This window comes from Lentzea sp. CA-135723 (assembly GCF_050936595.1).
Lineage (GTDB): Bacteria > Actinomycetota > Actinomycetes > Mycobacteriales > Pseudonocardiaceae > Lentzea.
Genome location: NZ_JBNJMK010000001.1, coordinates 6,266,605 through 6,291,672, shown reverse-complemented (window position 1 = coordinate 6,291,672; position 25,068 = coordinate 6,266,605). Strand labels below are relative to the sequence as shown.

Here is a 25,068-nt window from a genome sequence, read left to right as displayed (position 1 = left end):
CCGCTGGTCTCAGCCGCAGCCGCCTAGAGTCTGCGACCGTGGCAGATCAGGAGCTCTTCGACCCGTCGTTGTGGAAGCCGATCGAGGGCTTCGACTTCACCGACATCACCTACCACCGCGCGCTCGACCAGGGCACGGTCCGCATCGCGTTCAACCGGCCAGAGGTGCGCAACGCGTTCCGGCCGCACACGGTGGACGAGCTGTACCGGGCGCTGGACCACGCGCGGATGTCGTCGGACGTCGGGTGCGTGCTGCTGACCGGCAACGGGCCGAGCCCCAAGGACGGCGGCTGGGCCTTCTGCAGTGGCGGTGACCAGCGGATTCGCGGGCGCAGCGGCTACCAGTACGCCTCCGGGGAGACGGCGGAGACCGTGGACCCGGCTCGGGCCGGGCGGTTGCACATCCTGGAGTGCCAGCGGTTGATCCGGTTCATGCCGAAGGTCGTCATCGCGGTCGTGCCGGGGTGGGCCGCCGGTGGCGGGCACAGCCTGCACGTGGTGTGCGACCTCACGATCGCGAGCGCCGAGCACGCGAAGTTCAAGCAGACGGACGCGGACGTCGGCTCGTTCGACGGCGGCTACGGGTCGGCGTACCTGGCGCGGCAGGTCGGGCAGAAGTTCGCCCGCGAGATCTTCTTCCTCGGACGCACCTACTCCGCCGAGGACATGTACAAGATGGGCGCGGTCAACGAGGTCGTGCCGCACGCCGAGCTGGAGACGACGGCGTTGCAGTGGGCGCGCGAGATCAACGGCAAGTCGCCGACGGCTCAGCGGATGCTCAAGTACGCGTTCAACCTGATCGACGACGGACTGGTCGGCCAGCAGCTCTTCGCCGGCGAGACGACGCGGCTCGCGTACATGACCGACGAGGCCGTCGAGGGCCGCGACAGCTTCCTGGAGAAGCGCGACCCCGACTGGTCGAACTACCCGTACTACTTCTGAGCTCCAGGGCAGGTGCACATGCTCGACGAACTGCGCGCGGCGCTGGCCGGTGGCGAACCGCTGGTCGACGGACCACTGGACGGCTGGGAGAAGCGCGCCGTGCTCGGCGTGCCCACCTCCGGGTCGACCGGCGAGCCCAAGACGGTGCTGCTCGACGCGGACGCGCTGACGACGTCCGCGGAGGCCACCCACGAGCGGCTCGGCGGGCCCGGCACGTGGCTGCTGGCGTTGCCGATGGGCCACATCGCCGGTGCTCAGGTGCTGGTGCGGTCGATCGTCGCCGGCACCACGCCCGGCGTGCTGGAGCTCGCGGGCGGCTTCCGCGCGATGGGCTTCGCGCACGCCGCCCGCCCGGTGCTGGCCCAGCCCGGCCGCCACTACACCGCCCTGGTGCCGACGCAGCTCTCGCGGCTGATCGTGACCGAGGGACCGGGGCTGGAGGCGCTGCGGCAGTTCGACGGCGTGCTGATCGGCGGGGCCGCCACCCCGCCGAAGCTCCTGCAGCAGGCGCGCGCTCTGGGCGTGCAGGTCGTCACGACGTACGGCATGAGCGAGACCGCCGGCGGCTGCGTGTACGACGGCGAGGCGCTGCGGGGCGTGTCGGTGCGCACCGACGACGTGATCGAGATCAGCGGACCGGTGCTGGCCCTCGGGTACCGCGGGTCTGCTGAGCCGTTCGCCGAGTGGTTCCGGACCGGGGACCTCGGGCGGGTGCACGACGGGCGGCTGGAGGTGCTCGGGCGCGCGGACGACGTGATCGTCACGGGCGGCGAGAAGGTGCCTCCGGTGCTGGTGGAACGGGCTCTGGCGACCGTCGACGGCGTGCTGGAGGCGTGCGTCGTGGGCGTGCCGGACGACGAGTGGGGTGCCGTGGTGGCCGCCGCGGTCGTGACGCGCGGGGTGGAGCCGTCGGTCGAGGAGCTGAAGGCCGTGGTGGCCGAGGCCGTGGGGCGGGCGGCGGCGCCGAAGCTGGTGCGGTTCGTGCACGAGCTGCCGTTGCGCGGGCCCGGCAAGGTCGACCGGACGGCCGTTGCCGCCTCTTTTAGGTGAACCTTTACCGCTGAGGGCAACTCTCCCCGCGAAGCGCACGAACTCAGGACGTGCGCGCTAGCGATGGGGGCTTCTTCATGCGCTACCTGATACCGCTGGTCGCCGGTGCCGCTTTGGTGGCCGGGCTGGCATCACCCGCCCAGGCGGCACCCGCTGCGAACGAGTGGACCGCTGACGTCAGCGGCCGCGCGGTCACGTGGGGCGGTTCGCCGCGCACGGGCCTGATCGAGCTCGGCGCGCACAGACTCGCTCAGCCCGCCAACGCGGTCACGGCGGCGGTGACCGGCGACGGTGTCGTCGACGTGCGCGGTCTGCGCGCGGACGGGCAGTGGACCGAGTGGCTGGAGGCGGCGGCGAACCAGCCGGTGGTCCTGCCGGTGACCACGTCCACGATCGAGACGCGCGTGGTTCTGAGCGGTGGCAAGGCTTCCCGCGTGAAGCTGACGGCCTCGCAGGCTCCCGCGACCGTGGCGGCCGACGACATCTCCGTTGCGGCTGCTGGACGTTCGTACCGCGTGTACGCCACGCGCGAGGGTCTGGTCGGTGGCACCACGGCGAACGGGCACACGATCGTGTCGCGCGACCACTTCGTGGCGTTGCCGTCGCGGCGTGGGCTGGCCAACAAGAACTCCGGCAACTACAGCGTGCAGGTGTGCGCGTCGAACGGCCGTTGCGAGTGGGCGCCCGTGTGGGACGTCGGCCCGTGGAACACCAAGGACGACTACTGGAACCCGGCCGCGACCCGGCAGATGTGGAAGGACCTGCCGCAGGGCAAGCCCGAGGCGCAGGCCGCGTACGAGGACGGCTACAACGGCGGCAAGGACGAGTTCGGCCGCAAGCCCGCGAACCCCGCCGGCATCGACCTCGCCGACGGCACGTTCTGGGACGGCCTCAAGCTCACCAACAACGCCTGGGTGACCGTGACGTACCTGTGGACCGGCTCCGGTCCTCTGGGGACGGTCCGCACGGCCGCGGCCAACGGCACGGTGAACGTCCGCAGCGGCGCCAGCTCCTCGTCGTCGCAGGTGGGGCTGGCCGCGAACTACGCGCAGGTCAGGGTGACGTGCCAGCTCACCGGTGAGTCGGTGTCGGGCACGCAGGGCACGTCGAACGTCTGGTACCGCATCGCGTCCGGCAAGCACATCGCCAAGGCGTACACCGCGGGTGTGTCCGGCGCACCTGCCTGCTGATACACCCCTTCGGCGGGTCCTCAGGAGCCATACCGGAGGATGAGGGCATGGCCTCAGTCGTCCAATGGATCCAGGGGACCCGCCCGCGCACGCTGCCGAACTCGATCGCGCCGGTGGTCGTCGGCGGTGCCGCCGCGCACCACATCGACGAGTTCAGCGTGCTCTACACGGTGCTGGCGCTGGTCGTCTCGGTGGCGTTCCAGGTCGGCGTGAACTACGCCAACGACTACTCCGACGGCATCCGCGGCACGGACGACAACCGGGTGGGGCCGTTCCGGCTCACCGGGTCGGGCGCGGCCGAGCCGGCGAAGGTGCGGCTCGCGGCGTTCATCTCGCTCGGCGTCGGCGCGCTGGCCGGGGTGGCGCTGGTGGTGCTGTCCGGGCATTGGTGGCTGCTGGCGTTCGGCGCGGTCTGCATCGCCGGGGCGTGGTTCTACACGGGCGGCAAGCGTCCGTACGGCTACGCGGGGCTCGGTGAGATCGCGGTGTTCCTGTTCTTCGGGCCGGCCGCGGTGCTCGGGACGTTGTACGTGCAGACCGGGGAGATCACCGGCATCGGCATCGGGGCGTCCATCGCGATGGGGTCGATCTCGGCCGCGGTGCTGGTGGCGAACAACCTGCGCGACATCCCGACGGACGCCGTGTCGGGCAAGCGGACCCTGGCCGTGGTGCTGGGCGACAAGGACACGCGGCGGCTCTACCTCGCGTTGATCGCGGTGCCGTTCCTGATCGCGCTGGGCATGGTCGTGCGGGTGCCGTACGCGCTGCTGGCGTTCCTCGCGGCGCCGATCCTGCTGCCCGCCGTGCGGCGCGTCGCCGCGGGCCGGGGCGGGCGCGACCTGATCCCGGTGCTGCAGTTCACCGGGATCGCGATGCTCGCGTGGGCCGTGCTGGTCAGCGCGGGGCTCGTGCTGGACTAGAGCGCTCTCACCAGCCGTTTTCGGTGCTACCAGGCGTCTTCGGTGAACTGGATGGGTTCGTCGTCGTCGCGGGGCTTGGGCTTCGGGCGTGGCGGCGGGGCCGTCTCGCCCACGATCAGCTCGTCGAGTCGCGCGCGGTCGGCTTCGAGTGCCTGCCGCACCAACGGGTCGTGGCTCGCCTCGCCGGTGAGGACCTGACGCCAGCTGAGGCCGGCACCCCTGGCGATGCGGTCGGCCAGTTGGCGCATCGCCGGTGACGCGTCGGAGGACTTGGCGAACTGCATGACCCTGCGGATGTCCTCAGTGGACGGCTCCTTGCCCCTGAGGTTCTGCTGGGCGGTGCGCATGGCGCGGTCCGCCTCGGCGACGGCGTTGCTGAGGAAGTCCTCCGCCGCCTGGATGTCCGGTGTCCGCCAAGCCGTCATCACCACTTGTCCTCCGTGAAGATGTCGGGGGCGTTCTCGTCGCCGTCGTCACCGCGGTGCCGGCGCGGGTCCTGGGCGTTCATGATCTCCTCGGGGGTCAGGCCCTCCTGGAGCATCTGGAACGCCTGCTTCATCTTCTTGACGTTCTCCTGCTGCATGGACTGGACGTCCGGGTCCTGCGCGGCCTTGCCGGAGACGACGTCCTCCCAGGTGAACTCGCCCGCGTCGACCTTGCGCTTGAGCGCCTTGAGCTGCTCGGGCGCGTCCTTCTCCTGCGCGGCCCGCTCGACCTGCTGCGCGATCGCCTTGAAGTCGACCGGCGGGACGGGCGGCAGCGGGGTGTCCTTGAGGCGGTTGGCGAGGTCCTGCGCCTCCTTGAAGCGCGCGTCGACCTGCGCCTCGGCGGCGCGCAGCTCAGCGGACTTCCAGCTGTCGTTCGGGGTGGTCATCTAGTTCTCCCTGCCGAAGAGGCCGCGCCGGATCGGCCTCGCGTCGCCGCGGATGTCGCTGACCTCGGCGCGGCGCGCGACGGTGCGCCACTGCCGGAAGTCCACTTCGGACAGTCCGAGCTGTTGCGCCGTCTCGTAGTTCTCGCCGAGGAAGTGCAGCACAGCCTCGTCGCCGAGCACGCCGATGATCTCGAACTCGGCGCCGCGGAACGTGCAGACCGTGCGGACGAGCTGGAGGTCCTCGACGGCCGCGTCGGGCACCTCGAGGAAGCCGTCCTGGTTGAAGTCCTGCGGAGCCGGCTGGCCGACGAGCGGGTGCAGCAGGACGCTGCCCGGCGTGGTGCCGAAGTCGATGTCGAAGTCCTGGCCGCGGTACCGGCCGATCAGTCCACGACGGACGGTCGGGCGGTGCGGAATCGGGGCCTGCCAGTACCTTCCGGGACCGAAGCCGACGTCGCCCGTCGGGATCCAGCCGGTCTGGCGGTTGACGTACTTGCCGACGCTGCGCCCGCCTGCGTTGTCGGGGTCGAAGCGCCACAGTTCCGTGCCCGCCGGGAGCTCGGCGAGGTCCATGACGTACTCGGGGATGGGGTTCGCGCTCGGCGTGTAGCCGGTGCCGGTGAACGGGACCGGGTAGACGCGGGTGGTGCCCATCTTCCGCGCGCCGTCGAGCGTGGGGCCGCCGAAGCTCGTGGCGAAGAGTTCCGTGGTGTGGGCCAGGAAGCGCAGCAGGTACTGGGTGCCCCTGGGCCAGTCCGCGACCTTGTCGACGCCGAACGCCTCGGCGAACTGGTCGCCCGTGCCCTGCGGGAAGTCCTGCCCGCGCGTGACGAACCCGGCCGCGCGGTGCGGTTCGAACTTGCCGGGCACCACGACGTTGCCCAGGTAGAGCTGCGCGACCGCGGGGTGGACGATCTTCTGCAGGATCGTCCCCGGCCCGATGCCGGCCGCCTTCTCGACTGTCTGCGGGGTGCTCATCCCGGGTTCTTCTCCTTCCACCGCTGCAGGAAGTCGGTGCGGTCGACCTGCACGTCCTCCAGCTCGCCGGTGCTGAGCGTGGCGGTGAAGCCGTTGTACTGGTCGCCTTCGAGCCCGTTCTGCCGGGCCCAGACGTACTCGCCGCCCGCGTACCCGGCCTCGGCCTTGCCGTTCTCTGTTTTCACGATGTTGAACGGCTGGCCGCGCCACGTCGCCTTGCAGGTCTCTTGGTACCAGGCGTCGAGGTCCTTCGCCGGGACGGTCCTGAGCTCGCGGTTGCCGTACGTCTGGAAGCCCTCGGCGTGCTCGTAGGTCTCGCCGGGGATCTTGCGCAGCCAGACGTGCGTGCCGTCTTCCTCGCCGGCGAAGTACGTCTCGCCCCGGTACTCGGCCATCTCCTGGGAGTAGTGGGTCATCAGAGCTTCGTCCAGCCGAACTTGCGGTCGTACACGGCGTGCAGTTTCTCAGTTCCGTCCGCGTTCACCTGCCAGATCTCGGCACGATCCGGCAACGGAGTGCCGCCGTCGACCCGCCACTCCGGCATGCCGCCCATCGTGGAGCCCGTGCCCGTGAAGGGGTCGTACCCGTCGTACGTCTTCGTCGTACCGCCCGCTGCCGCCATCTGCTGCTGCGACTGCTGGTAGTGCTGCTGCTCCTGCGGCGACTGGTACTGGTTCGGACCGTACGGACCGGGCTGGGTGAAGTCCGGCACGTCCTTCTTCGGGCCGCCGAACGGCACGTTGTGGTTCGGCTGGTTCTGGTCGGTGATCTCGTAGCGGAGCTGCATGGCCTGCTGCGCGCCCTGCGGGATCGGCGTCCAGCCCTGGCCCTTGTCGTCGAGCGCCAGGCCGTCCCGCAGGCCCTGCGGCGTGTTGACGCCGACCACGTCCTGGCCGCGAGCGATCGAGCCGCCCATCTGGTTCTGCCAGGTCTCCTGCTTGGAGCCGGCCGCGTGCGGCTGGTCGGGCAGGTAGGTGCTGAGCGCGCCCTGGTTGAGCGCCTTGGTGACGATGTCGCCGGAGTCGACCTTGATCTGGTTGCGGACGTCCGCCACGTGCTGGGCCTCGTCCGCGGTGAGGTTGGTGGACAGCCGCTGGCTCAGCTCGACGTAGCGGTCGCGGTCGGCCTGGTTGGGCAGGATCTGCTCCAGCTGGTGCTGGTAGCCCTGGCCCTGGGCGGCCATGGCGGCGGCGTCGAAGTGGCCCTTGAGGTCGGGGCCGGACGGAGGAGGCGGGGTGCCGCCGTCACCGCTGCCGTTGCCGTCGGTGTGGTCGCCGGTGGGGTGGTCGCCGTTGGGGTGGTCGGCTGGCTTGGGGTCGTGGTCCGGCTGGGACGGGGTGGGGTCGGTGTCCGGGTGGGCGTCGTGGGGCTTGGGGTCGTCGGCGCCGCTGGTGTCGGTGTCGTGCGGCTTGGGGTCGTGCGGCTGGTCCGCCGTGTCGTGCGGCTTGGGGTCGGCGTCGTGCGGCTGGCCAGCGGTGTCGTGCGGCTTGGTGCCGGGGTCGCCCGGGGTGGCGTCGTGGGGCTTGGGGTCGTGCGACCCGGTGGGGGTCGTGTCGTGGGGCTTGGGGTCATGCGACCCGGTGGGGGTCGTGTCGTGAGGCTTGGAGTCGTGCGCGCCGGTCGGGGTGGTGTCGTGCGGGCGCGGGGACGACGGGTCGTGCGGGGCGTTGCCGGACGGCGTGTGGTCGGCGCCGGTGCTCGGGGACGGGTGTCCGGGAGGCGACGGGAGGCCGCCGCCGGAGCTCGGCGTGTGATCCGTGGTGGGGCTCGGGTGGCCGGGAGGGGAAGGCAGTCCGCCGCCCGTGGTGGACGGGGACGGGGCCGTTGCCGTGCCGGAGCTCGCGGTCGGGTGGTCCGCGCCGTGTCCGGGCGGGGTGGGCAGGCCGGAGCCGTGGGTTCCGGGAGGCGTGGGCAGGCTGCTGCCCGCACCGCTCGGCGTCGGGTGCGTGTCCGGAGGCGTGGGCAGGCCACCGCCTGCGGTCGGGTGGGTTCCCGGAGGCGTGGGCAGGCCACTTCCGGGAGGCGTCGGCAGGCCGGAGCCGCCGTGCGTGCCAGGAGGCGTGGGCAGGCCGGAGCCGCCGTGCGTGCCGGGAGGTGTGGGCAGGCCGCTGCCGGAGCCGCCTGGGGCCGGGTGCGTGCCCGCGTTCGGCGGGGTTGGCAGGCCGGAACCTGACGTCGGGTGGGTGCCTGGGCCCGCGTGGGTACCAGGGCCCGAGGTTGGGTGGGCGCCCTGGCCCGCGGTCGGTTGGCTGCCGGGGCCTGAAGGCGGTGTCGGAAGGCCCGTGCCGCCTGGCCGAGGTCCACCGGATGCCGGCGTGCCTGAGGTCGGGGTGTTCGGCGGGGTCGGGAGGCCCGTGCCGTGTCCGGGTGGGGTGGGGAGACCTGAGGGCCTTTGGGCGCCGGCGGGGGTGCCTGCGCTCGGGAACGACGGGACGCCGCCTGCTCCTGGCCGGGAGCCCGAGCTTCGGGTCTGGTCGCCGCCTGCTCCGCCTGGGGCCATCGGGGCGCCCATCGGCATGGCGCCGCCCATCGGGGTCTGGTGCTGGGCCGGTGGGGCCGCGGCGGGGGCCGCTGCTGCCGCGTGGGTGTTGTCCAGGCGTGGGGCCGGGCCGTGGGGGCCGCCGCTGGACGGGACGCCGCCACCGGACGGGACGCCGCCACCGCTGGAGGGGACTCCGCCGCCTCCCGTGGAGACGCTGCCGGGGTGGACCGAGGCGCCGCCGCCGCCTCCGCCGCCCAGGGACGGTGGGGCCGCGGCCGCTGGGCCCGCCGAGGTGGCGGCGTGGGTGGTGGCCGGGGAGTCGGGGGCGTGCGGGAGGGTCGGTGGGGCGGCTGCCGGGGCGCCGCCCGGGGCCACCGCGGAGGCGGCGGCCGGTTTGGTCTCGTCGGCTCCGCCGGGTGGGGTGTAGATCTCGCGGACCTTCGAGCCCACGTCGTGGCCCCGGTCGGCGATCTCCGTCACCGAGTCCTTGATGGAGGCGGCGTCGTCGCTGATGTCGCGGACGGCGTTGCGGACGTCGCGGCCCGCCTCGGCGACCTCCTGCGTGGCGTTCATGGCCTCGGCGAGGGAGTCGGCGTCCTTCAGCTTGCCGATGGCGGAGAAGACCCGGCCCACGGCGTCGAACAGGGCTTTGACGTCCGCGATGAGCTTCTGGACCGTGTCGATGATGTCCATGACGCGGCGGTAGATCTGGTAGGCGTTCCAGACCATCTCGGCGGCCTTGATCCAGCCAGCCACCGGGATCCAGACGGTGGCGGCGGCCTCGAGGAGCTTGTTGACCAGGTAGTCCAGCAGGCGCGCGGCCTGCTTGCCGAGGGCCTCAGCCCCGCTGGCCACCGTGTCGAAGCCCTTGGCGATGAGCTGGGCCACGCCCATCTCGGCCAGCAGGCCCGCCTTCCAGCCCAGGGCGATGTACTTCTCGTGGGCGCGCGCCGCGTCGCCGTCCCAGTGGCCGCGGACCTTGCCCACGGCGTCGGTCAGGTTGTACGAGACGTCGTTCATGGCGTTGCCGACCATGCGCCAGGCGTCGCCGTCCGCGCGGATCTTCGACCAGTCGCCGGTGATCGGCGTGATGATCGTGGAGACCAGCGACTCACCGGTCACGGCCTCGAACACCCAGTTGACGGCCTGGACGCCCCAGCCCTGGTCGCGCAGGACGTCGTTCAGGGACGCCGTGTCGACGTCGGGCTTCTTCAGGGACGCCGCGACGGGACGCGGGTCGTGGTACGCGGTCGTCACTTCAGCAGCCCGTCCAGGATGCGGCGCTGGAGAGCGTCGATGTCGTCGTACGTCTTGGCCGTCGCGTCCACCGCGGTGGCGGTGCCCTCGAGCTTCGACCTGCCGAAGTCGAGCGTCTCGTCGAACAACGCCCGCACGACGTCCACGCCCGGCTGGAGCAACGCCAGCAGGCCGGTGAAGCCCGCCTTGTCGCACGCCGTGGCGTGGACGTACTCGCGGATCTTGTCGAACTCTTGGGCTTCGGTGCGCAGGTACTCGGCGTACGCGCGCAGCTCGGCCGCGTCGGTGAACAGCGACGACACAGCGTCCCCCCTGCGGACTCAGGTGCTCAGGTCACGCTGTGACGCACTGCTCTCGTCACCAGTTCCCCGTGCGGTGGAAGTTGTCGAGACGTTCGAGGCACGGATCGAGATCCATGCCCTGAGCGGCTACCCATGTGTCGTCGTAATAGGTGTTCGCGTAACGCTCGCCGCCGTCGCACAGCAACGTCACCACGCTCCCCCGCGCCCGCGACTGCCTCATCTCGGCGACGATCTGGAACGCTCCCCACAGGTTCGTGCCGGTGGACCCGCCGACCCGCCGCCCGAGCACGTTCTCGGCGTACCGGATCGTCGCGACGGACGACGCGTCCGGCACCTTGATCATCCGGTCGATCACGGCGGCGATGAACGACGGCTCGACCCGCGGCCGGCCGATCCCCTCGATGCCGGACCCGCGCGTCGCCACCAGGTCGGGGTTGCCGTCCCGCCAGGAGTCGAAGAACACCGAGTGCTCCGGGTCCACGACGGCCAGGCGCGTGTTCAGCTTCTGGTAGTGGACGTACCGGCCGATCGTGGCCGACGTGCCGCCCGTGCCCGCGCCGACGACGATCCAGTCGGGTTCCGGCGACGGCTCCAGCCGCATCTGCTCGAAGATCGACTCGGCGATGTTGTTGTTGCCCCGCCAGTCCGTCGCGCGTTCGGCGTGCGTGAACTGGTCCATGAAGTGGCCGCCCAGCTCGGCGGCGAGGCGGCGCGACTCGTCGTACAGCGCCGACGGCTCGTCGATGAAGTGGCACCTGCCGCCCTGGCGTTCGATCAGCGCGACCTTCTCCGCCGAGGTCGACCGGGGCATCACCGCGATGAACGGCAGCCCCAGCAGCCGCGCGAAGTACGCCTCCGACACCGCCGTGGACCCCGACGAGGCCTCGATCACGGGCGTGCCACCGGTGATCCAGCCGTTGCAGATCGCGTAGAGGAACAGCGACCGGGCGAGCCGGTGCTTCAACGACCCGGTGGGGTGCGTCGACTCGTCCTTCAGGTAGAGGTCGATGCCCCATTCGAGCGGCAACGGGTAGCGCAGGAGATGCGTGTCGGCGGAACGGTTCGCGTCCGCCTCGATGATCCCGACGGCCTCGCACACCCAGTGCCTGGTCCGGCTGCAAACACGGTCAACGGAGGTACTCACACCTGGGACGATAACGGCGCGAACGCCCTACGCCTGGGTGAGAGGACCTTCGTCACCACGCAGTTCCGACCGCAGCTTGTCGCGCTCGGCCTTGCGGGTCTGCTGGTGGTCGTTCAGGCCCACGGCCACGCGCTGCCGCAGGCTCTTGAAGATGAACAACGACGCCGGCAGCGCCACGACCACGCCCACGGCGAGGGCGGGCAGCAAAGGAACCTTGAACAACAGCAGCGCGCCGGTCACCACCACGACGAGGCCGAGGCGGGCGAGGACGTAGAGCGTCACATCACGAGCGAGCACCCGTTCAGGTTACGTCGCCCTCTTCGTCGACGGTGTTCGGGCGTCCCTCGAAGCGGGTGGAGAGCACCACGGTGGTGCGCGTGCGGGCCACGCCGGGGATGCGCCGGAGCCGTCCGAGCGCCCGTTCCAGGTCGTCGACGGTGGCCACCCTGACCTTGACGATGAACGACTCGTCGCCCGCCACCCGGTAGCAGGACTCGACCTCGTTGAGCTCGGCCAACGCGACCGCGACCTCGTTGTCGTCGGCGATGTCGGTGGGGTGGATGCCGATCAGGGCGGTGACGCCCAGGCCGACCGCGCTGGGGTCCACGACCGCGTGATAGCCGACGATCACGCCACTGGACTCGAGCTTGCCGACTCGCTCGTGCACGGCGGAGGCGGAGAGGCCGACCTGCCGGCCGAGGTCGGCGTACGTGGCACGACCGTTGGCGCGCAGGGCGGCGATGATCTGTCGATCAAGAGCATCCACCCGCGACACCCTATGCCTCACGCACGCATGCGGGTTGCCCAGGTCACACGAATACGCCGGGCAAACGGACGGTGAGCTGCACGACCGACTCCCCGGCGAACGAGCCGCCGTCTGCGGAGCAGCGGCCAACAAGCACGGTGTCCGAATCGCCCCCTGCGTCCCTTACTACCTCTTTACCAAAAAACAAGCGTTCGAGTACCTGATGGGTCAGATGCCACGATCAGACCGGAACGTCTGATCTGAGGAGGACGAGTGACTGCAGCCACCGAGCGGCTCTTGACGCCTGGGGAAGTCGCCAATCTGTTCCGGGTCGACCCGAAGACCGTGACCCGATGGGCCACCGCAGGTCGCATCGGCTCGATTCGCACCCCTGGAGGACATCGCAGGTTCCGTGAGACCGAGGTGAAGCAGCTCCTGTCGGAGCTGACGACCGAGGCAACTGAACCCGTCCGCCACTGAAACCGTAGTAATCCCTGTGCCGCGGGTAATCTCGTGGCAAAGGGAGGTGGCGACACGATGATCTACCTGCTGGCGGTGATCGGTGCGCTCACCGTGGCTGTGCTCGTGTGGCGAGCGTTCGCCCCGCAGCACTCGGAGTACACCCCAGGCCGCAAGGTGATCGCACCGGACGACGACCCGGAGTTCCTGCGCAAGCTCGACGAGAAGCGCAAGCGCGACGAGTGAACGGAAAAGGGGCCCTGACCACAGGACCCCTTTCCGTAACTGTCCGGCGTACCGCTCAGGCGTGCGGGAAGTCGTCTGCCACTACGGCGGCGAGTTCCAGCAGGGCCAGGCGGGTCTCTGGCGCGAGCTGGTCCAGCGCGATCTCGGCGCCCTCTTCGAGGTGCGCGTCGAACGGCAGGCGGACCACGGCACGGCAGCGCTGCTGGAAGTGGGCGGCGAGCTTGTCGAGGTCGACCTTGCCCGACTTCGGGCGCACCGAGTTGATCACGCACACGGACTTCGCGACCAGGTCGCGGTAGCCGTGCGCCTCCAGCCAGTCGAGCGTCGCCGCTGACGTCTGCGCGCCGTCGACCGAGCCGGACGACACCAGCACGAGCGAGTCGGCCTCGTCGAGGACGCCCTTCATCGCGGAGTGCATCAGGCCTGTGCCGCAGTCGGTGAGCACGATGTTGTAGAAGAGCTCCAGCAGGTCCACCGTGCGCCGGTAGTCCTCTTCGCTGAACGCCTCCGACACGGACGGGTCCTGCTCGGAGGCGAGCACTTCGAGCCGCGCGGGCGACTGCGAGGTGTACGAGCGCACGTCGCTGTACTTCTTGATCTTCGAGGCGTCGCGCAGCAGGTGCCGCACGGTCGCCGTGGTCTCGCGCGGGATCTTCAGCGCCAGCGTGCCGCGGTCCGGGTTCGCGTCGACCGCGATCACCCTGTCGCCGCGCAACGACGAGAACGTCGAACCCAGCGTCGTGGTCGTCGTGGTCTTGCCGACGCCACCCTTCAGCGACAGCATCGCGATCTTGTAGCACCCGCGCAACGGCTGGTTTATCCGCGCGATGAGCTCACGGCGCCGCACGTCGGCGGGGCTCTCACCGAGGTTGATGGTGCCACCGGAGATCGAGTGCAGGGTCTTGCGCCAGCCGGACGTCGGCGGGCGCTTCTCCTTCTTGATCAGCTGCTGCGACGACACCTGCTCGGCCTGCGAGCGGTACTGCTGCTGCGGGAAGTTGTTCGGGAACTGCTGGCCCGCGAACTGGCCGTACTGGGCCGTGTTCTGCCCGGTGTTGTGGGGACCGGACTGGCCGCCGCCCACCTGGTAGCCACCCGACTGCGAACCGGGCGCCGGGTAGGGGCCGGACGCGCCGCCGGACACCTGGTAGCCACCGGACTGCGAGCCAGGCGCCGGGTAGGGGCCGGACGCGCCGCCGGACACCTGGTAGCCACCCGACTGCGAGCCAGGCGCCGGGTAGGCGCCCGACTGCGAACCGGGTGCCGGGTACGGCCCCGACGAGCCGTCCGGGACCTGGTACGCGCCTGAGGCGTGGTCGGGGACCTGGTAGTCGGGCACCGGGTGCGAGCCTGAGTGGCCGCCACCGACGTGCTGCGGGCCGGACTGCTGCGGGTCGAGGTAGGCCGCCGCCTTCGGGTCGACGTACTGCGGGCCGGAGCCCTGTTCCTCACCCGGTGGTTGCCATGTCACCGCTGTGGCCCTCCCTGAGCAAGAGAGACCGAGACTTCCCCGACCCCCAGGTTGCGACGGTACGCAACCGCCAACGGTTCCATCGACCTGGGGGCTTAACTCGTTAGAGACCGGCGTACGAATGCAACCCGGTAGTGACCAAGTTGATGAAGAACAGGTTGAAGACGTTCAGCGCGAAGCCCGCGACGTTGATCCAGGCGGCCCCGCGGCCACGCCAACCGGCGGTTGCGCGGGCGTGCAGGTATGCCGCGTAGACCACCCACGAGACGAACGCGACCGTCTCCTTCGGGTCCCAGCCCCAGAACCGGCCCCACGCGGCCTCGGCCCAGATCGCGCCGCAGATGATCCCGGCCGTGAACAGCGGGAACGCGAGCACGGTGGTCCGGTACGACATCCGGTCGAGCACGTCGGCGGACGGCAGCTTCGGGAACCGGTCGGACTTGCGGTCCTTGAGCAGGTAGAGGATCGACGTCACACCGGGGATCAGCAGCACGCCGGACGAGATCGAGATCACCGAGACGTGGATCACCAGCCAGTACGACCGCAGCGCGGGCTGGACCGGCGCGGACTCGGCGTACAGGACCGTGCCGCCGAGGAACAGCAACACCAGGATCGGGGTGAGCACGAACGCGCCGAGGCGGCGGATCGGGAACTTCGCCATCAGCACGATCCACGTCACCACGGCCGCGAGGCACAGCAGCGACATGTACTCGTACATGTTGCCCCAGGGCGCGCGCCCGGCGGACAGACCGCGCATGACCAGCGACCCGAGGTGCAGCACGGCGCCCAGGACCGTGAGCGACGCGCCCATGCGGCCGATGCGCTCGGACCGGGTGAGCTCGCTCTTCGGCTCGTCGACGAGGACGTTCGGCCCGCCGGCACCGGCCAGCGCCTCTGCCTTGCGCGGCGCACGGGCGAAGGCCTGCTCCACCGCGTACAGCATGATCGCGAAGAGGTAGACGCCCAGCGCGCTGCGGTACAGCCAGTCGCTGTACGTCGCGAGGGTCTCGTTGACCGGCATCAGGACTTCTCCTCGTTCAGAACCGCGCGGGCGAGCCGCGTGAACTCCTCGCCGTATCCCGCCTGGTCAGTGCGGGCGAGCCCACCGACCTCGACCAACGTACGCCCGTCCTCCAGACGGGTCGCACGCACCCACACCCTGCGGCGCTTGACGGTCAGCGAGACCCCCAGGCCGAGGATGATCAGGACGGCGAACGCGAGCACGTACCCCTGCGTGGGGTCGTGCGAGACCTGCAACGACACCCAGTCGTGCACGGAGTCGAAGCGCACCTTGGTGCCGTCGTCGAGCGCGATCTCCTCGCCCAGCGCGAGGTTCTTGCGCGCGACCTTCTGCAACCGGCCCTGGTCGACCATCTTCATGTCGATCGAGAAGATCGACTGGCCGCGGCCGTCGTCCACGCCGAGGTCGCCGCGGTACACGTCGACGGCGACCATCGGGTTGTTCAGCGCGGGGAACTTCGAGTTCAGGATGGTGCCGTGCAGCAACGGCGTCGGCGCCAGCAGGCCGGTGACCGCGATCTGGTTCTTGCGGCGCGTCTCGGAGTCGGTGATGCCCGGCGGGTCGAACTTCGTGGCGCCCTCCGAGGCCAGCGTGAGCTGGTCGCTCGGCAGCCACTGGATGCCCTGCGTGCGCTTCTCGCCGTTGGGGAACGTCACCGTGAACGTCGGCGTGTAGCCGTGGCCGAGCAGGTAGACGCGGTCGCCCTCGGTGCGCAGCGGGTGGTTGACCTGGAGCGTGTACGGCTTCCACGCGTTGGCCGCGAGGTCGTCGCCTGCCTGGTAGCGGATGTCCGACTGGAAGCCGACGGGCTGGCCGTTCTCCAGGTACTCGGCGGAGAACTTGCCGATCTCGACGCAGAACGGCGTGAGGTCGGTGCCGTCGATCCGCAGACCGGGCCGGAACGTGTCGTAGTTGAAGATGCCGCCGTTGCAGAACTGGCCGCCGTTGGCCTGGACGATGACCTGGCCCTCGTAGCTGAACATCTTGCCCAGCGCGAACGACACCAGCAGGCCCAGCAGCGCGAAGTGGAAGACGAGGTTGCCGGTCTCGCGCAGGAACCCGCGTTCGGCGCTGACCGTGTCCTCGCCGACGTCCGCCCGCCAGCCGCGCAGGACCTTGCGCGCCCTGCCGACCGCCTCCTCCGGCGTGAGGTCGAGCTCGGCCTGCGCGTGGTGCGGCATGCGGGAGAGGTTGCGCGGCGTCAGCACCGGCTTCGCGCGCATCTGCTTGAAGTACTCCCACGTGCGGGGCAGCAGGCACCCGACGAGGGACGTGAACAGCAGCAGGTAGATCGCGGCGAACCAGGGCGTGCCGTAGACCTCGAAGAACCCGAGCTTGAGCAGCAGCTCGCCCCACCAGCCGTGCTCGGCGACGTACTCGTCGACCTTGGCGCTGTTCAGCGACCGCTGCGGCAGCAACGCGCCGGGCATCGCCGCGAGCGCGAGCAGGAACAGCAGGGTCAGCGCGGTCCTCATCGAGGTGAGGCCGCGCCACGTGTTGCGGAGGAAGGCGATCACTAGAGCGGCAACCTCACGACGTCGACGAACGAGTAGCGCAGCCACCCGACGAACTCGCCCCACAGGCCGGTGACCAGCGCGATCCCGACCAGGATCAGCAGCACGCCACCGAAGACCTGCACCTGCCGGGCGTGCGTGCGCAGCCACTTGGTGACGCCCAGCGCCCACCGCGCGCCGAGCGCGAGCACCACGAACGGCAACCCGAGCCCGAGGCAGTACGCGAGCACCAGCACGGCCCCGCGCGCCGTCGACGACCCGATCTCCGTGCTGCGGGCGACGGCCAGCACACCCGCGAGCGTCGGCCCGAGGCACGGCGTCCACCCGAGCGCGAACACGGCCCCGAGCACCGGCGCCCCGAAGAGCCCGGCCTTGGGCTTGGTGTGGAACCGCACGTCCTTCTGCAGCGCCGGCACCAGGCCGAGGAACACGAGTCCCATGAGGATCGTGACGACCCCGCCGATGCGCTGGAACAGGTCGGCGTTGAGGAACAGGGCGTCGGACGCGCCGAGGATCGCCATCGAGGCCAGCGCGAACACGACCGTGAACCCGGCCACGAACAGCAGACTCGCGCCCGCCACTCGCCATCGGCCCTGCTTGGCCGGCTCGTTCGCCTCGACCCGCGGTGCCTCGGCGCCGACCAGTCCGGCCAGGTAGGCCAGGTAGCCGGGGACGAGCGGCACGACGCACGGGGACGCGAACGAGATGAACCCGGCGAGCAGAGCGACCCCGGTGGCCAGCAGCAACGGCCCGGAGATCGCCAGATCGGTGGGGTTCACGGATCTCAGGGTAGGTAGTTGCCCAGATCACGCGACCACCGGTGTCCGCTTTTCAGGTTCCTGTAAGGCGTCGGCGATCCGGCCGTGTTTCGAAACACCACCTGAGACAACGGTTGGGCCAAAAGTACGTACGATTGCCGCTTGTGGGTGACATCACGGTTGCTTAGCGTCAGCACATGCGACGCACGCGGCTCGTCATCCCGGCGCTCACCATGACAGCGCTGGCACTGTTCGCGCAGGTACCGGTCGGCGCCGCCCCGGCCATGGAGTGGCGTGAGGTCTTCAACGAGGACGGCAGCATCACCCAGGCGCTGACCCCGAAAGCACCACGCGAGAAGTCGTCGGAGCTCCGGCTGCTCGCGGCGGCCGACGTGGTCGAGGTGCAGAAGACCGGTGACTCGGCGGACCGGTTCGACCTCGTGTTCGTCGGCGACGGGTACACGGCCGACGACCTGAAGACGTACTCCGCGAACGTGAAGAGCAAGTGGGAGGAGCTCTCCGCGGTCGAGCCCTTCAGGAGCTACAAGGAGTACTTCAACGTCTGGCAGGTCAACGTGATCTCGCCGGAGTCCGGTGTGGACCACGACCCCACCAAGGGGATCCTGAAGAACACCGCGCTGGACATGGGTTTCTGGTGCCAGGGCCGCGACCCGCAGACCGAGCGGCTGCTCTGCGTCAACGAGACCAAGGCCAAGGAGTTCGCGGCGCTCGCCCCGCAGGCCGACCAGGTGATCGCGCTCGGCAACACCGCGAAGTACGGCGGCGCCGGCGGTTCGGTGGCGACGGCGTCCGGCTCCAACGCGCAGGCGGGCCAGATCGCCATCCACGAGCTGGGGCACTCGATCGGCGGCCTCGCCGACGAGTACGACTACCCGTACGCGGCCTACACGGGCACCGAGCCGCGCGAGATCAACGTGACCAAGGATCCGACCGGGGCGAAGTGGGGCGAGTACCTCGGGCAGCCGTCGCCGGACGGTGGCGTGATCGGGCCGGTCGAGGGTGCTCGGTACTACAAGACGGGGCTGTACCGGCCGACCGCCAACTCGATCATGCGGACGCTGGGCAAGGAGTTCAACTCGATCGGCAGGGACGCGATGGTCAAGGCGTTCAAGGCGAAGATCCCGTCGCTGAACAACCCCGTGGTGCCGCCGGTCGTGCCGTAAAGCCTCACCGCACAACGAAAAGGGGCCTCCCGCAGGAGGCCCCTTTGTCATTCCTTCGCTAGCTCGTCGAGCACCTTCTGCACGTCCGTGGCCAGCACCGGTTCCAGGAACGCCGCCGCCACCTTGTGGTTCTTGTCCACGACGAACGTCGACGGCACGACGTTCGGCGGCAGACCCCTGAACACGTTGACGAAGCTCCGCGCCGAAGCGTCGTAGATGGACGGATAGGTCAGCGACCTGTCCTTCATGAAGTCGCGCGGGTGGTCCTTCGAGGTCTCCTTCACGTCGACCCCGAGCACCTGGGTGCCGCCGTCGAAGACCTTCTGCATCTCCGGCGCCTCCGTGCGGCACGGCCCGCACCAGGCACCCCAGATGTTGATCACGACGGGTTTGCCCGCGTAGTCGGACAGCTTGATGGTCTTGCCGTCCTCCATCAGCGACTCGCCCTCGAGGCCCTTGAGCTCCTTGCGGTCGGCCGGCGCGTAGCGGATCTCGACCTGACCGCCGGGGGCGACCAGTGAGAAGTCGCCGCCGCCGATCTGGGCCGCGTCCTTCCCCGTCGTGCAGCCGGCGAGCAGCAGCACGAGCACGAGCAGACGTTTCATGCCCCGGTCACCCGCGGGTTGGTCGCGCCGACGGGCTCGGAGTAGGAGATCCGGACGAGCTGCTCGCCCTCGAAGATCAGCGACGTCAGCGAGGCCAGCGAGCACTCGCGCTTGCGCGGGTCGTGCCACATGCGTTTGCCCTCGAGGAACCGGCGGACGGTCCAGATGGGCAGCTGGTGCGACACGCACACGGCCTCGTGGCCCTCGGCGGCGGCGCGGGCCTTCTGCACGGCGCCGAGCATGCGGTGCGCGATCTCGAGGTACGGCTCGCCCCAGGACGGCTTGAACGGGTTCACGAGCTTCGGCCAGTGCTGCGGGGACCGCAGCGCGCCGTCTCCGACCGCGACCTTCAGGCCCTCGAACTGGTTGTCGGCCTCGATCAGCCGCTCGTCCGTGGCCAACTCCAGGCGGTGCGAGTCGGCGATCGGGGCCGCCGTCTGCTGTGCACGGTCCAACGGCGACGCGACGACGTGGACGATGTCGTGGTCTGCCAGGTGCTCGGCCACGGTCAGCGCCTGCTTCTGGCCCCGCTCGGACAGCTTGAAGCCGGGCAGGCGGCCGTACAGGATCCCGGTCGGGTTGTGCACCTCGCCGTGACGCAGCAGGTGGACGGTGGTGCGGCTCACTGGCGGGCCTCCTTGGCGGCACGGGCCGCGTGCGGCAGTGCGTCGGCGATCACGGCGAACTCCTCTTCACCCATGGCAGCGTTCACGAACCACGCCTCGAACGCGGAGGGAGGTGCGTAGACGCCTCGTTCGAGCAGGGCGTGGAAGAACGGCGGGAAGCGCCACGTCTCGCACGCCTGCGCGCCCGCGTAGTCCTTCACCTCGGTAGAACCGAAGAACACGCTCACCAGGTTCCCGGCGAACTGCACGCGGTGCTCGACACCGGCGTCGGTCAGGGCGGAGGTGAACAGGGCGCCGAGGCGCGTCGCGTTGCGGTCGAGCGCCCGGTAGACGTCCTCGTCGGCCGCGCGCAGGGTCGCGAGACCGGAGGCCACGGCGACGGGGTTACCGGACAGCGTGCCCGCCTGGTAGACCGGGCCGGACGGGGCGAGGCGCGCCATCACGTCCGCGCGGCCGCCGAACGCCGCCGCGGGCAGGCCACCGGACATGACCTTGCCGAACGTGTAGAGGTCGCCCGCCACGCGCTCCAGGCCGAACCAGCCGGCGCGGGAGACGCGGAAGCCCGTCATGACCTCGTCCATGATCAGCAACGCGCCGCCGGCGTCGCAGATCTCGCGCAGGCCCTGGTTGAAGCCGGGGCCGGGCGCGACGGCGCCCATGTTGCCCGCCGCGGCCTCGGTGATCACGCACGCGATCTCGCCGGGGTTCTCCGCGAACGCCGCCCGCACGGCCTCGATGTCGTTGTACGGCAGCACGATGGTGTCCTCGGCCTGCGCGCCCGTGACGCCCGGCGAGGAGGGCAGGCCGAGCGTCGCGACGCCGGAGCCCGCCTGGGCGAGCAGCGCGTCGACGTGGCCGTGGTAGCAGCCGGCGAACTTGATGACCTTGCGGCGCTCGGTGAAGCCGCGGGCGAGGCGGATCGCGCTCATCGTGGCCTCGGTGCCCGAGTTGACCAGGCGGACCTGCCGGACCGGGTCGACGCGGTCGATCAGCTCGGCCGCGAGCTCGATCTCGCCCTCGGTGGGCGTGCCGAACGAGAGCCCCTGCGAAGCGGCCTTCTGCACGGCCTCGACGACGGCCGGGTGGGCGTGCCCGAGGATCATCGGGCCCCACGAGGCCACCAGGTCGACGTACCGGTTGCCGTCGGCGTCCCACAGGTGCGGACCTTCGCCGCGGACCATGAAACGCGGGGTGCCGCCGACGGAGTGGAACGCCCGCACCGGAGAGTTGACCCCGCCGGGGGTCAGCGTCGACGCGCGCTCGAACAGGGCCTGGGATCGACTCGCAGTCACGTACCCCAGTCTCACACGTCGGCTTCGGCGACTTCCTGCGGCCGGGTGCGCACGGCCAGCATGATCTGCCGCACAGCGTCGAGGACGAGGACCACGGCGAGCGTGGCGGCGGCGATCGAGGTGCCCAGCCAGTTGCCGTGGTAGCGCGTGGAGATCAGCGGGTCGCGGCCGTCGATCGGGTACTCGAGCCGCACGACGCCGCGGTTCCAGCACCAGATCGCGAGGATCACCAGCAGCACGACCGCGACGATCTCGCCCGCCGCGATGAGCCCCCGCTTGGGCTGGTGCAGGCCGGGCTCGGCGGGCGGCGCCTGCGCGGGCTCGGCCACCACGGTGTCCGGATCGGTCACGGCCTCTGTCACACCGCTCAGCCTCTCACGACCCGCCGCAGCGCCGCGAGGAAGGCTTCCGGATCGCGGGCCCAGCCGAGCACCACCGTGCCGTCGGCCAGCCGCAACGGCACCGTGGACGTGCCCTTCGGCACCGACCAGCCACCGCCGAGCACCCTCGCCCCGGCGGGCGCGCCGACGTCCTGGGCGGCCTCGATCATCGCGACCGGCAGCTTCTCCCGCCCGAACTGGGCCTCCTCGGTCGTGAGCGCGACGCTGCCGGTCTTGATCCGCAGGTTCACCCACACCACCGCGCAGAGCGTCAGCACGAGCCCGGCGACGAGCCAGAGCGTCGCGGACGCGGGTCCGGTGATCAGCTCGACCAGGTAGCCGGCGACCGCGAAGGCCGGGCCCCACAGGAGCGGCCACCAGCTGCTGCCGGACTCGCGGTAGAGCACTAGCGCACGTACCTGTTGGAGGCGGGCAGGAACTGGAGCACCACGGCCGCGACCGTCAGCCCGATCACCAGGATCGAGATCGCCACGCTCGGCATCCACACCGTCGCGCCGATCGAGAGGAACAGGATGGAGATCATCGCCAGCAGGCCGAGCACCGCGAGGATCGTGAGCAGCACCCGCGCCCAGTTCTGGCCGTTGCGCAGCACGATCGCGAACGCCACGTACGGCGCGGCGGCGACCAGCATGCAGAACCCGGAGATGACGGCGAACGCCTTCATGCCGATCTCGGTCGCCTGCCGGTCCTGCTCGGTGAGGACGTCGTCCTGGCCGAGCCCGATGTCGGTGTTGACGAGGAACAGCACCGGCAGCACGGCCACGGACAGCACGGCGGCCGCGATCCAGATCCACATCGCGGCGGTGATCGTGGCGGGCCGCGGCGGCGCCATCTCGTGCGGCAGCACGGGTGAGAGCGGCGGCATCGGGAAGCTGCCGCCACCGACCTGGTTCACCTGGTACGAACCGGGCTGCTGCACCCCGTACTGGCCGTCCACCTGGTACTGGCTCGCCGGGTAGGCGCCCGCCGGGTTCTGCCACTGCGCGTGGTCGAGCGGCGGGGCCACCTGCGGCACCGCGGGCGGGGCGAGCTCCGGTGGCGCCGGCGCGGCCGGGAACCCGGTGCCCACCTCGTACGCCCCCGGCTGCGGGTCCGGCTGCCAGGGGTTCGGGTCCTGCGGTTGGCTCACTGCTCACGCACCTCCGCGAGCCACTGTGCCGTACGCGCCTGCCACGTGAAGACGATCGCGACGCAGATGAGCAGCAATGTGACCAAACTCGACGCGCTGACACCCACGTACAGGATCCAGACCATGTGCGCGATGGCGACGAACGACAACGCGGCGCGCGGCCAGTTCTTGCGCTTGAGGAACTGCCACACCAGCAGTCCGTAGGCCACCACGAAGACCAGCGCGACCCCCGACAACGTGGCGAGGAAGCTGGTGATCTGCCCTTCCGACCAGTCCGTGAGCTCCCGCACCTCGGCGCGCTGGAACCAGAGCCCGGCGGTGGTCAGGAACACGAAGACGGCGATGGCGAGCCAGAGTCCGACGGCGATGCGGACCGTCCGGGGAGCCTCGTTCACGTCAGCTGCTCGCGTTCGGTCAGGAAGTCCGACGACTGCCGGAAGTAGAACAGCACCAGGCCGGACATCGCGATCAACGCGGGCACGAGCGCGTAGCCGTTGCCGACCATCTGGAAGAACAGGTTGATCAGCACGGCGATCATCAGGCCGGTGCGGCTCTTCCTGGTGCCCGCCTTGACCTTGCCGGCGAGCCACACCATGAGCGCGGCCACCACGACGGTGACGCCCATGACGACGCCGAGGGTCGCCGTCGCCGACGACTCGATCATCTCCGACGTGAGCGCCGGGTCGGTGTTCCTGCTCTTGATCGCGTCGACCAGGGCCTGCCTGGTCGCGAACTGGAAGATCCCGGCCGCCACGCAGAGGGCCGCTCCGGCGACGACCAGCCAGTAGCCCACGGTGATCGTGCGGGGGGTGCCCGATTCCTTCGGAGACGTCACGTTCGAAACCTAGGACCGCAGGAAGGCGCTGTCCACCGTGACGCGTTTGCGGAAATGCGAAGAAACGCGGTACATCAGCACGATCGCGGACGCGTCGAGCGCCGTGGTGACGAACGTGACGGCGAGGTCCACCGGCCGCATCTCCACGCCGAGCGCCGCCGCGGCACCGCTTCCCCACGCGCCCAGCCGGAAGAGTCCGAACGCGACGGACGCGCCGCCCAGCACGGTCAGCAGGACCCGCGCCCAGTTGCGGCCGCGGGCCATGGCGTTGGCGAAGCGGGTGTAGGCGACCAGCACGGTGACGGCGATCAGCAGTCCGAAGAGGACTCCGCCGTTCACGCCCGCGTCGATCTGGTCCTGGCCCATCTCCGGGCTCTGCCGGCGCACCTCGGCCACGAGCATCTCGCGGTCGAAGAGCTGCGCGACGAACCTCAGCATCCCGACGCACGCGCTGGCGATCCACAGCCAGCGCGAGACGTCGATCAGCTTCGGGGGACGCTCTACCTGTCCAGCCACCGCGCGGCTTCCACGGCCCAGTACGTGAGCACGATGTCCGCGCCGGCGCGGCGGATCGACGTGAGGGACTCGAGGATCGACCGCTCGCGCTCGATCCAGCCGTTCGCCGCAGCGGCCTCGATCATCGCGTACTCGCCGGAGATCTGGTACGCCGCAACGGGAACGTCCGAGATCTCGGCGACCGAGCGCAGCACGTCCAGGTACAGCAGGGCGGGCTTGACCATGACCATGTCCGCGCCCTCGGCGAGGTCCAGCTGCACCTCGCGCAGCGCCTCGCGGGCGTTGGCCGGGTCCTGCTGGTAGGTCTTGCGGTCGCCGGAGAGCTGCGACTCGACGGCGTCGCGGAACGGGCCGTAGAACGCCGACGCGTACTTGGCCGCGTAGGCGAGGATCCCGGTGTCCTGGAAGCCCGCCGCGTCCAGGGCGTTGCGGATGAACGCGATCTGGCCGTCCATCATGCCGCTGGGGCCGACGACGTGAGCACCGGCGCGCGCCTGCGCGACGGCCATCTCGCCGTAGACCTCCAGCGTGGCGTCGTTGTCGACCGTGCCGTCGGCGGCGAGCACGCCGCAGTGGCCGTGGTCGGTGAACTCGTCGAGGCAGCAGTCCGACATGAGCACGGTGCTGTCGCCGAGCTCGGCGCGCAGGTCGCCCAGTGCGGCGTTGAGGATGCCGTCCGGGTCGGTGCCGCCGGAGCCGACGGCGTCGCGTTCGGCGGGGACGCCGAACAGCATGATGCCGCCGACACCCGCCTGCACGGCCTCGACCGCGGCTTTGCGCAGCGAGTCGCGGGTGTGCTGGTGGACGCCGGGCATGCTGCTGATCTCAGCGGCCTCGGAAGCGCCTTCCTTGACGAACATGGGAAGGACGAGGTGACGAGGGCGCACCTCGGTCTCGGACACGAGGCGGCGCATGGCGGGCGTCGTGCGCAGCCGCCTCGGCCGGTGCAGTGGGTACATGGGCTCCGCCCTGTGTTTTTGGCCGCGCCTCCGGCGCGGCGGCGATTTCGCCGGGAAGTCGGTCATCCGGCCGACTCGGTTTTCTCGATCTGGGCTCCGCCGAAATCGAGAAAACCGGGTGACCGGATGACCGACGCGAAATCGCGTCCCACGTCAGCCGGTCGTCTTA

General features: G+C 70.4%; 30 protein-coding genes. 7 read left to right on the top strand and 23 right to left on the bottom strand.

Annotation, left to right across the window (positions count from 1 at the left end; genetic code table 11):
* Positions 1–38 precede the first annotated feature (38 nt).
* The 4 genes from ACQEU1_RS29260 (at position 39) to ACQEU1_RS29245 (ending at position 4,101) form a co-directional block, all read left to right on the top strand.
* Positions 39–941, top strand: coding sequence for a 1,4-dihydroxy-2-naphthoyl-CoA synthase (locus tag ACQEU1_RS29260; protein WP_425412398.1), 903 nt, complete (start codon positions 39–41; stop codon positions 939–941).
* An 18-nt stretch (positions 942–959) separates the two neighbouring features.
* The gene (gene menE, locus ACQEU1_RS29255) at positions 960–1,991 is read left to right on the top strand and encodes an o-succinylbenzoate--CoA ligase (protein ID WP_433208466.1); all 1,032 of its coding nucleotides are present in this window, start codon (positions 960–962) and stop codon (positions 1,989–1,991) included.
* Positions 1,992–2,068: 77 nt separating this feature from the next.
* Entirely contained in the window at positions 2,069–3,181 is a 1,113-nt protein-coding gene (locus tag ACQEU1_RS29250; protein WP_433208463.1) for a hypothetical protein, read from the top strand.
* A gap of 47 nt (positions 3,182–3,228) precedes the next feature.
* A complete protein-coding gene (locus ACQEU1_RS29245) occupies positions 3,229–4,101 on the top strand; it encodes a 1,4-dihydroxy-2-naphthoate polyprenyltransferase (RefSeq protein WP_433208460.1) in 873 nt (290 codons plus the stop codon).
* 26 nt (positions 4,102–4,127) lie between these two features.
* Here ACQEU1_RS29245 and ACQEU1_RS29240 read toward each other — a convergent pair whose 3' ends face one another.
* Genes ACQEU1_RS29240 through ACQEU1_RS29200 form a run of 9 tightly spaced genes read right to left on the bottom strand, consistent with a single transcriptional unit; the run spans position 4,128 to position 11,904 of the window.
* Positions 4,128–4,526, bottom strand: coding sequence for a hypothetical protein (locus ACQEU1_RS29240; protein WP_433208457.1), 399 nt, complete (start codon positions 4,524–4,526; stop codon positions 4,128–4,130).
* Positions 4,526–4,975, bottom strand: a complete 450-nt coding sequence (locus tag ACQEU1_RS29235) for a hypothetical protein (protein ID WP_433208454.1) — start codon at positions 4,973–4,975, stop codon at positions 4,526–4,528. The genes ACQEU1_RS29240 and ACQEU1_RS29235 overlap by 1 nt, the downstream gene beginning before the upstream one ends.
* Complete coding sequence (locus tag ACQEU1_RS29230) at positions 4,976–5,953, bottom strand: hypothetical protein (RefSeq protein WP_433208451.1); 978 nt, start codon at positions 5,951–5,953, stop codon at positions 4,976–4,978. It abuts the gene before it with no gap.
* A complete protein-coding gene (locus ACQEU1_RS29225) occupies positions 5,950–6,369 on the bottom strand; it encodes a hypothetical protein (protein WP_433208448.1) in 420 nt (139 codons plus the stop codon). Before ACQEU1_RS29225 ends, ACQEU1_RS29230 begins: the two co-directional genes overlap by 4 nt.
* A complete protein-coding gene (locus ACQEU1_RS29220) occupies positions 6,369–9,692 on the bottom strand; it encodes a hypothetical protein (protein ID WP_433208445.1) in 3,324 nt (1,107 codons plus the stop codon). The genes ACQEU1_RS29225 and ACQEU1_RS29220 overlap by 1 nt, the downstream gene beginning before the upstream one ends.
* Positions 9,689–9,994, bottom strand: a complete 306-nt coding sequence (locus tag ACQEU1_RS29215) for a hypothetical protein (protein ID WP_433208442.1) — start codon at positions 9,992–9,994, stop codon at positions 9,689–9,691. The genes ACQEU1_RS29220 and ACQEU1_RS29215 overlap by 4 nt, the downstream gene beginning before the upstream one ends.
* A gap of 55 nt (positions 9,995–10,049) precedes the next feature.
* Complete coding sequence (locus tag ACQEU1_RS29210; RefSeq protein WP_433208439.1) at positions 10,050–11,138, bottom strand: PLP-dependent cysteine synthase family protein; 1,089 nt, start codon at positions 11,136–11,138, stop codon at positions 10,050–10,052.
* Positions 11,139–11,165: 27 nt separating this feature from the next.
* Positions 11,166–11,435, bottom strand: coding sequence for a DUF4229 domain-containing protein (locus tag ACQEU1_RS29205; RefSeq protein ID WP_433208436.1), 270 nt, complete (start codon positions 11,433–11,435; stop codon positions 11,166–11,168).
* A gap of 4 nt (positions 11,436–11,439) precedes the next feature.
* A complete protein-coding gene (locus ACQEU1_RS29200; protein ID WP_382441690.1) occupies positions 11,440–11,904 on the bottom strand; it encodes an Lrp/AsnC family transcriptional regulator in 465 nt (154 codons plus the stop codon).
* A gap of 252 nt (positions 11,905–12,156) precedes the next feature.
* Between ACQEU1_RS29200 and ACQEU1_RS29195 the strand changes: the two genes are divergently transcribed.
* Positions 12,157–12,363, top strand: coding sequence for a BldC family transcriptional regulator (locus tag ACQEU1_RS29195; RefSeq protein ID WP_089915625.1), 207 nt, complete (start codon positions 12,157–12,159; stop codon positions 12,361–12,363).
* A 57-nt stretch (positions 12,364–12,420) separates the two neighbouring features.
* Positions 12,421–12,588 (top strand): hypothetical protein, encoded by a 168-nt coding sequence (locus ACQEU1_RS29190; RefSeq protein ID WP_325517412.1) that lies wholly within the window; start codon positions 12,421–12,423, stop codon positions 12,586–12,588.
* A gap of 55 nt (positions 12,589–12,643) precedes the next feature.
* Here the strand turns inward: ACQEU1_RS29190 and ACQEU1_RS29185 are convergent, their stop codons facing one another.
* The 4 genes from ACQEU1_RS29185 to ACQEU1_RS29170 form a co-directional block, all read right to left on the bottom strand.
* Positions 12,644–14,059, bottom strand: coding sequence for an AAA family ATPase (locus tag ACQEU1_RS29185; RefSeq protein WP_433208431.1), 1,416 nt, complete (start codon positions 14,057–14,059; stop codon positions 12,644–12,646).
* Positions 14,060–14,162: 103 nt separating this feature from the next.
* Positions 14,163–15,080: a c-type cytochrome biogenesis protein CcsB gene (ccsB, locus tag ACQEU1_RS29180; protein ID WP_433208427.1), complete on the bottom strand. Its 918-nt coding sequence runs from the start codon at positions 15,078–15,080 to the stop codon at positions 14,163–14,165.
* Positions 15,080–16,555, bottom strand: a complete 1,476-nt coding sequence (resB, locus tag ACQEU1_RS29175) for a cytochrome c biogenesis protein ResB (RefSeq protein ID WP_433211855.1) — start codon at positions 16,553–16,555, stop codon at positions 15,080–15,082. The genes ccsB and resB overlap by 1 nt, the downstream gene beginning before the upstream one ends.
* A 41-nt stretch (positions 16,556–16,596) precedes the next feature.
* The gene (locus ACQEU1_RS29170; RefSeq protein WP_433211852.1) at positions 16,597–17,382 is read right to left on the bottom strand and encodes a cytochrome c biogenesis CcdA family protein; all 786 of its coding nucleotides are present in this window, start codon (positions 17,380–17,382) and stop codon (positions 16,597–16,599) included.
* Positions 17,383–17,549: 167 nt separating this feature from the next.
* On the opposite strand from ACQEU1_RS29170, the gene ACQEU1_RS29165 reads away from it, so the two are divergent.
* Positions 17,550–18,536, top strand: a complete 987-nt coding sequence (locus tag ACQEU1_RS29165) for a M64 family metallopeptidase (RefSeq protein WP_433208424.1) — start codon at positions 17,550–17,552, stop codon at positions 18,534–18,536.
* Between the two features lie 47 nt (positions 18,537–18,583).
* Here the strand turns inward: ACQEU1_RS29165 and ACQEU1_RS29160 are convergent, their stop codons facing one another.
* Genes ACQEU1_RS29160 through hemB form a run of 10 tightly spaced genes read right to left on the bottom strand, consistent with a single transcriptional unit; the run spans position 18,584 to position 24,899 of the window.
* Positions 18,584–19,141, bottom strand: coding sequence for a TlpA family protein disulfide reductase (locus ACQEU1_RS29160; protein WP_433208421.1), 558 nt, complete (start codon positions 19,139–19,141; stop codon positions 18,584–18,586).
* Positions 19,138–19,767 carry a histidine phosphatase family protein gene (locus ACQEU1_RS29155; RefSeq protein ID WP_433208418.1) on the bottom strand — a complete coding sequence of 210 codons (630 nt, stop codon included), beginning with the start codon at positions 19,765–19,767 and terminating at the stop codon, positions 19,138–19,140. The genes ACQEU1_RS29160 and ACQEU1_RS29155 overlap by 4 nt, the downstream gene beginning before the upstream one ends.
* Complete coding sequence (gene hemL / locus ACQEU1_RS29150; RefSeq protein ID WP_433208415.1) at positions 19,764–21,059, bottom strand: glutamate-1-semialdehyde 2,1-aminomutase; 1,296 nt, start codon at positions 21,057–21,059, stop codon at positions 19,764–19,766. Before hemL ends, ACQEU1_RS29155 begins: the two co-directional genes overlap by 4 nt.
* A gap of 11 nt (positions 21,060–21,070) precedes the next feature.
* Positions 21,071–21,421, bottom strand: a complete 351-nt coding sequence (locus tag ACQEU1_RS29145) for a hypothetical protein (protein ID WP_433208412.1) — start codon at positions 21,419–21,421, stop codon at positions 21,071–21,073.
* A gap of 5 nt (positions 21,422–21,426) precedes the next feature.
* Entirely contained in the window at positions 21,427–21,846 is a 420-nt protein-coding gene (locus tag ACQEU1_RS29140) for a DUF3093 family protein (RefSeq protein ID WP_433208409.1), read from the bottom strand.
* Positions 21,846–22,589, bottom strand: a complete 744-nt coding sequence (locus tag ACQEU1_RS29135) for a hypothetical protein (RefSeq protein WP_433208406.1) — start codon at positions 22,587–22,589, stop codon at positions 21,846–21,848. The genes ACQEU1_RS29140 and ACQEU1_RS29135 overlap by 1 nt, the downstream gene beginning before the upstream one ends.
* Positions 22,586–22,984, bottom strand: coding sequence for a hypothetical protein (locus ACQEU1_RS29130; protein WP_433208403.1), 399 nt, complete (start codon positions 22,982–22,984; stop codon positions 22,586–22,588). Before ACQEU1_RS29130 ends, ACQEU1_RS29135 begins: the two co-directional genes overlap by 4 nt.
* Entirely contained in the window at positions 22,981–23,424 is a 444-nt protein-coding gene (locus tag ACQEU1_RS29125) for a hypothetical protein (RefSeq protein ID WP_433208400.1), read from the bottom strand. The genes ACQEU1_RS29130 and ACQEU1_RS29125 overlap by 4 nt, the downstream gene beginning before the upstream one ends.
* 9 nt (positions 23,425–23,433) lie before the next feature.
* A complete protein-coding gene (locus ACQEU1_RS29120) occupies positions 23,434–23,940 on the bottom strand; it encodes a hypothetical protein (RefSeq protein WP_433208397.1) in 507 nt (168 codons plus the stop codon).
* Positions 23,925–24,899: a porphobilinogen synthase gene (gene hemB, locus ACQEU1_RS29115; RefSeq protein WP_433208394.1), complete on the bottom strand. Its 975-nt coding sequence runs from the start codon at positions 24,897–24,899 to the stop codon at positions 23,925–23,927. Before hemB ends, ACQEU1_RS29120 begins: the two co-directional genes overlap by 16 nt.
* Positions 24,900–25,068: the final 169 nt, after the last annotated feature.

What these genes read in the sequence shown, in the direction of transcription:
- menE (WP_433208466.1), top strand. Translation starts at nt 960, where the DNA reads ATGCTCGACGAACTGCGCGCGGCGCTGGCCGGTGGCGAACCGCTGGTC.
- ACQEU1_RS29250 (WP_433208463.1), top strand. Translation starts at nt 2,069, where the DNA reads ATGCGCTACCTGATACCGCTGGTCGCCGGTGCCGCTTTGGTGGCCGGG.
- ACQEU1_RS29245 (WP_433208460.1), top strand. Translation starts at nt 3,229, where the DNA reads ATGGCCTCAGTCGTCCAATGGATCCAGGGGACCCGCCCGCGCACGCTG.
- ACQEU1_RS29240 (WP_433208457.1), bottom strand. Translation starts at nt 4,526, where the DNA reads ATGACGGCTTGGCGGACACCGGACATCCAGGCGGCGGAGGACTTCCTC.
- ACQEU1_RS29235 (WP_433208454.1), bottom strand. Translation starts at nt 4,975, where the DNA reads ATGACCACCCCGAACGACAGCTGGAAGTCCGCTGAGCTGCGCGCCGCC.
- ACQEU1_RS29230 (WP_433208451.1), bottom strand. Translation starts at nt 5,953, where the DNA reads ATGAGCACCCCGCAGACAGTCGAGAAGGCGGCCGGCATCGGGCCGGGG.
- ACQEU1_RS29225 (WP_433208448.1), bottom strand. Translation starts at nt 6,369, where the DNA reads ATGACCCACTACTCCCAGGAGATGGCCGAGTACCGGGGCGAGACGTAC.
- ACQEU1_RS29190 (WP_325517412.1), top strand. Translation starts at nt 12,421, where the DNA reads ATGATCTACCTGCTGGCGGTGATCGGTGCGCTCACCGTGGCTGTGCTC.
- ccsB (WP_433208427.1), bottom strand. Translation starts at nt 15,080, where the DNA reads ATGCCGGTCAACGAGACCCTCGCGACGTACAGCGACTGGCTGTACCGC.
- resB (WP_433211855.1), bottom strand. Translation starts at nt 16,555, where the DNA reads ATGAGGACCGCGCTGACCCTGCTGTTCCTGCTCGCGCTCGCGGCGATG.
- ACQEU1_RS29165 (WP_433208424.1), top strand. Translation starts at nt 17,550, where the DNA reads ATGCGACGCACGCGGCTCGTCATCCCGGCGCTCACCATGACAGCGCTG.
- ACQEU1_RS29160 (WP_433208421.1), bottom strand. Translation starts at nt 19,141, where the DNA reads ATGAAACGTCTGCTCGTGCTCGTGCTGCTGCTCGCCGGCTGCACGACG.
- hemB (WP_433208394.1), bottom strand. Translation starts at nt 24,899, where the DNA reads ATGTACCCACTGCACCGGCCGAGGCGGCTGCGCACGACGCCCGCCATG.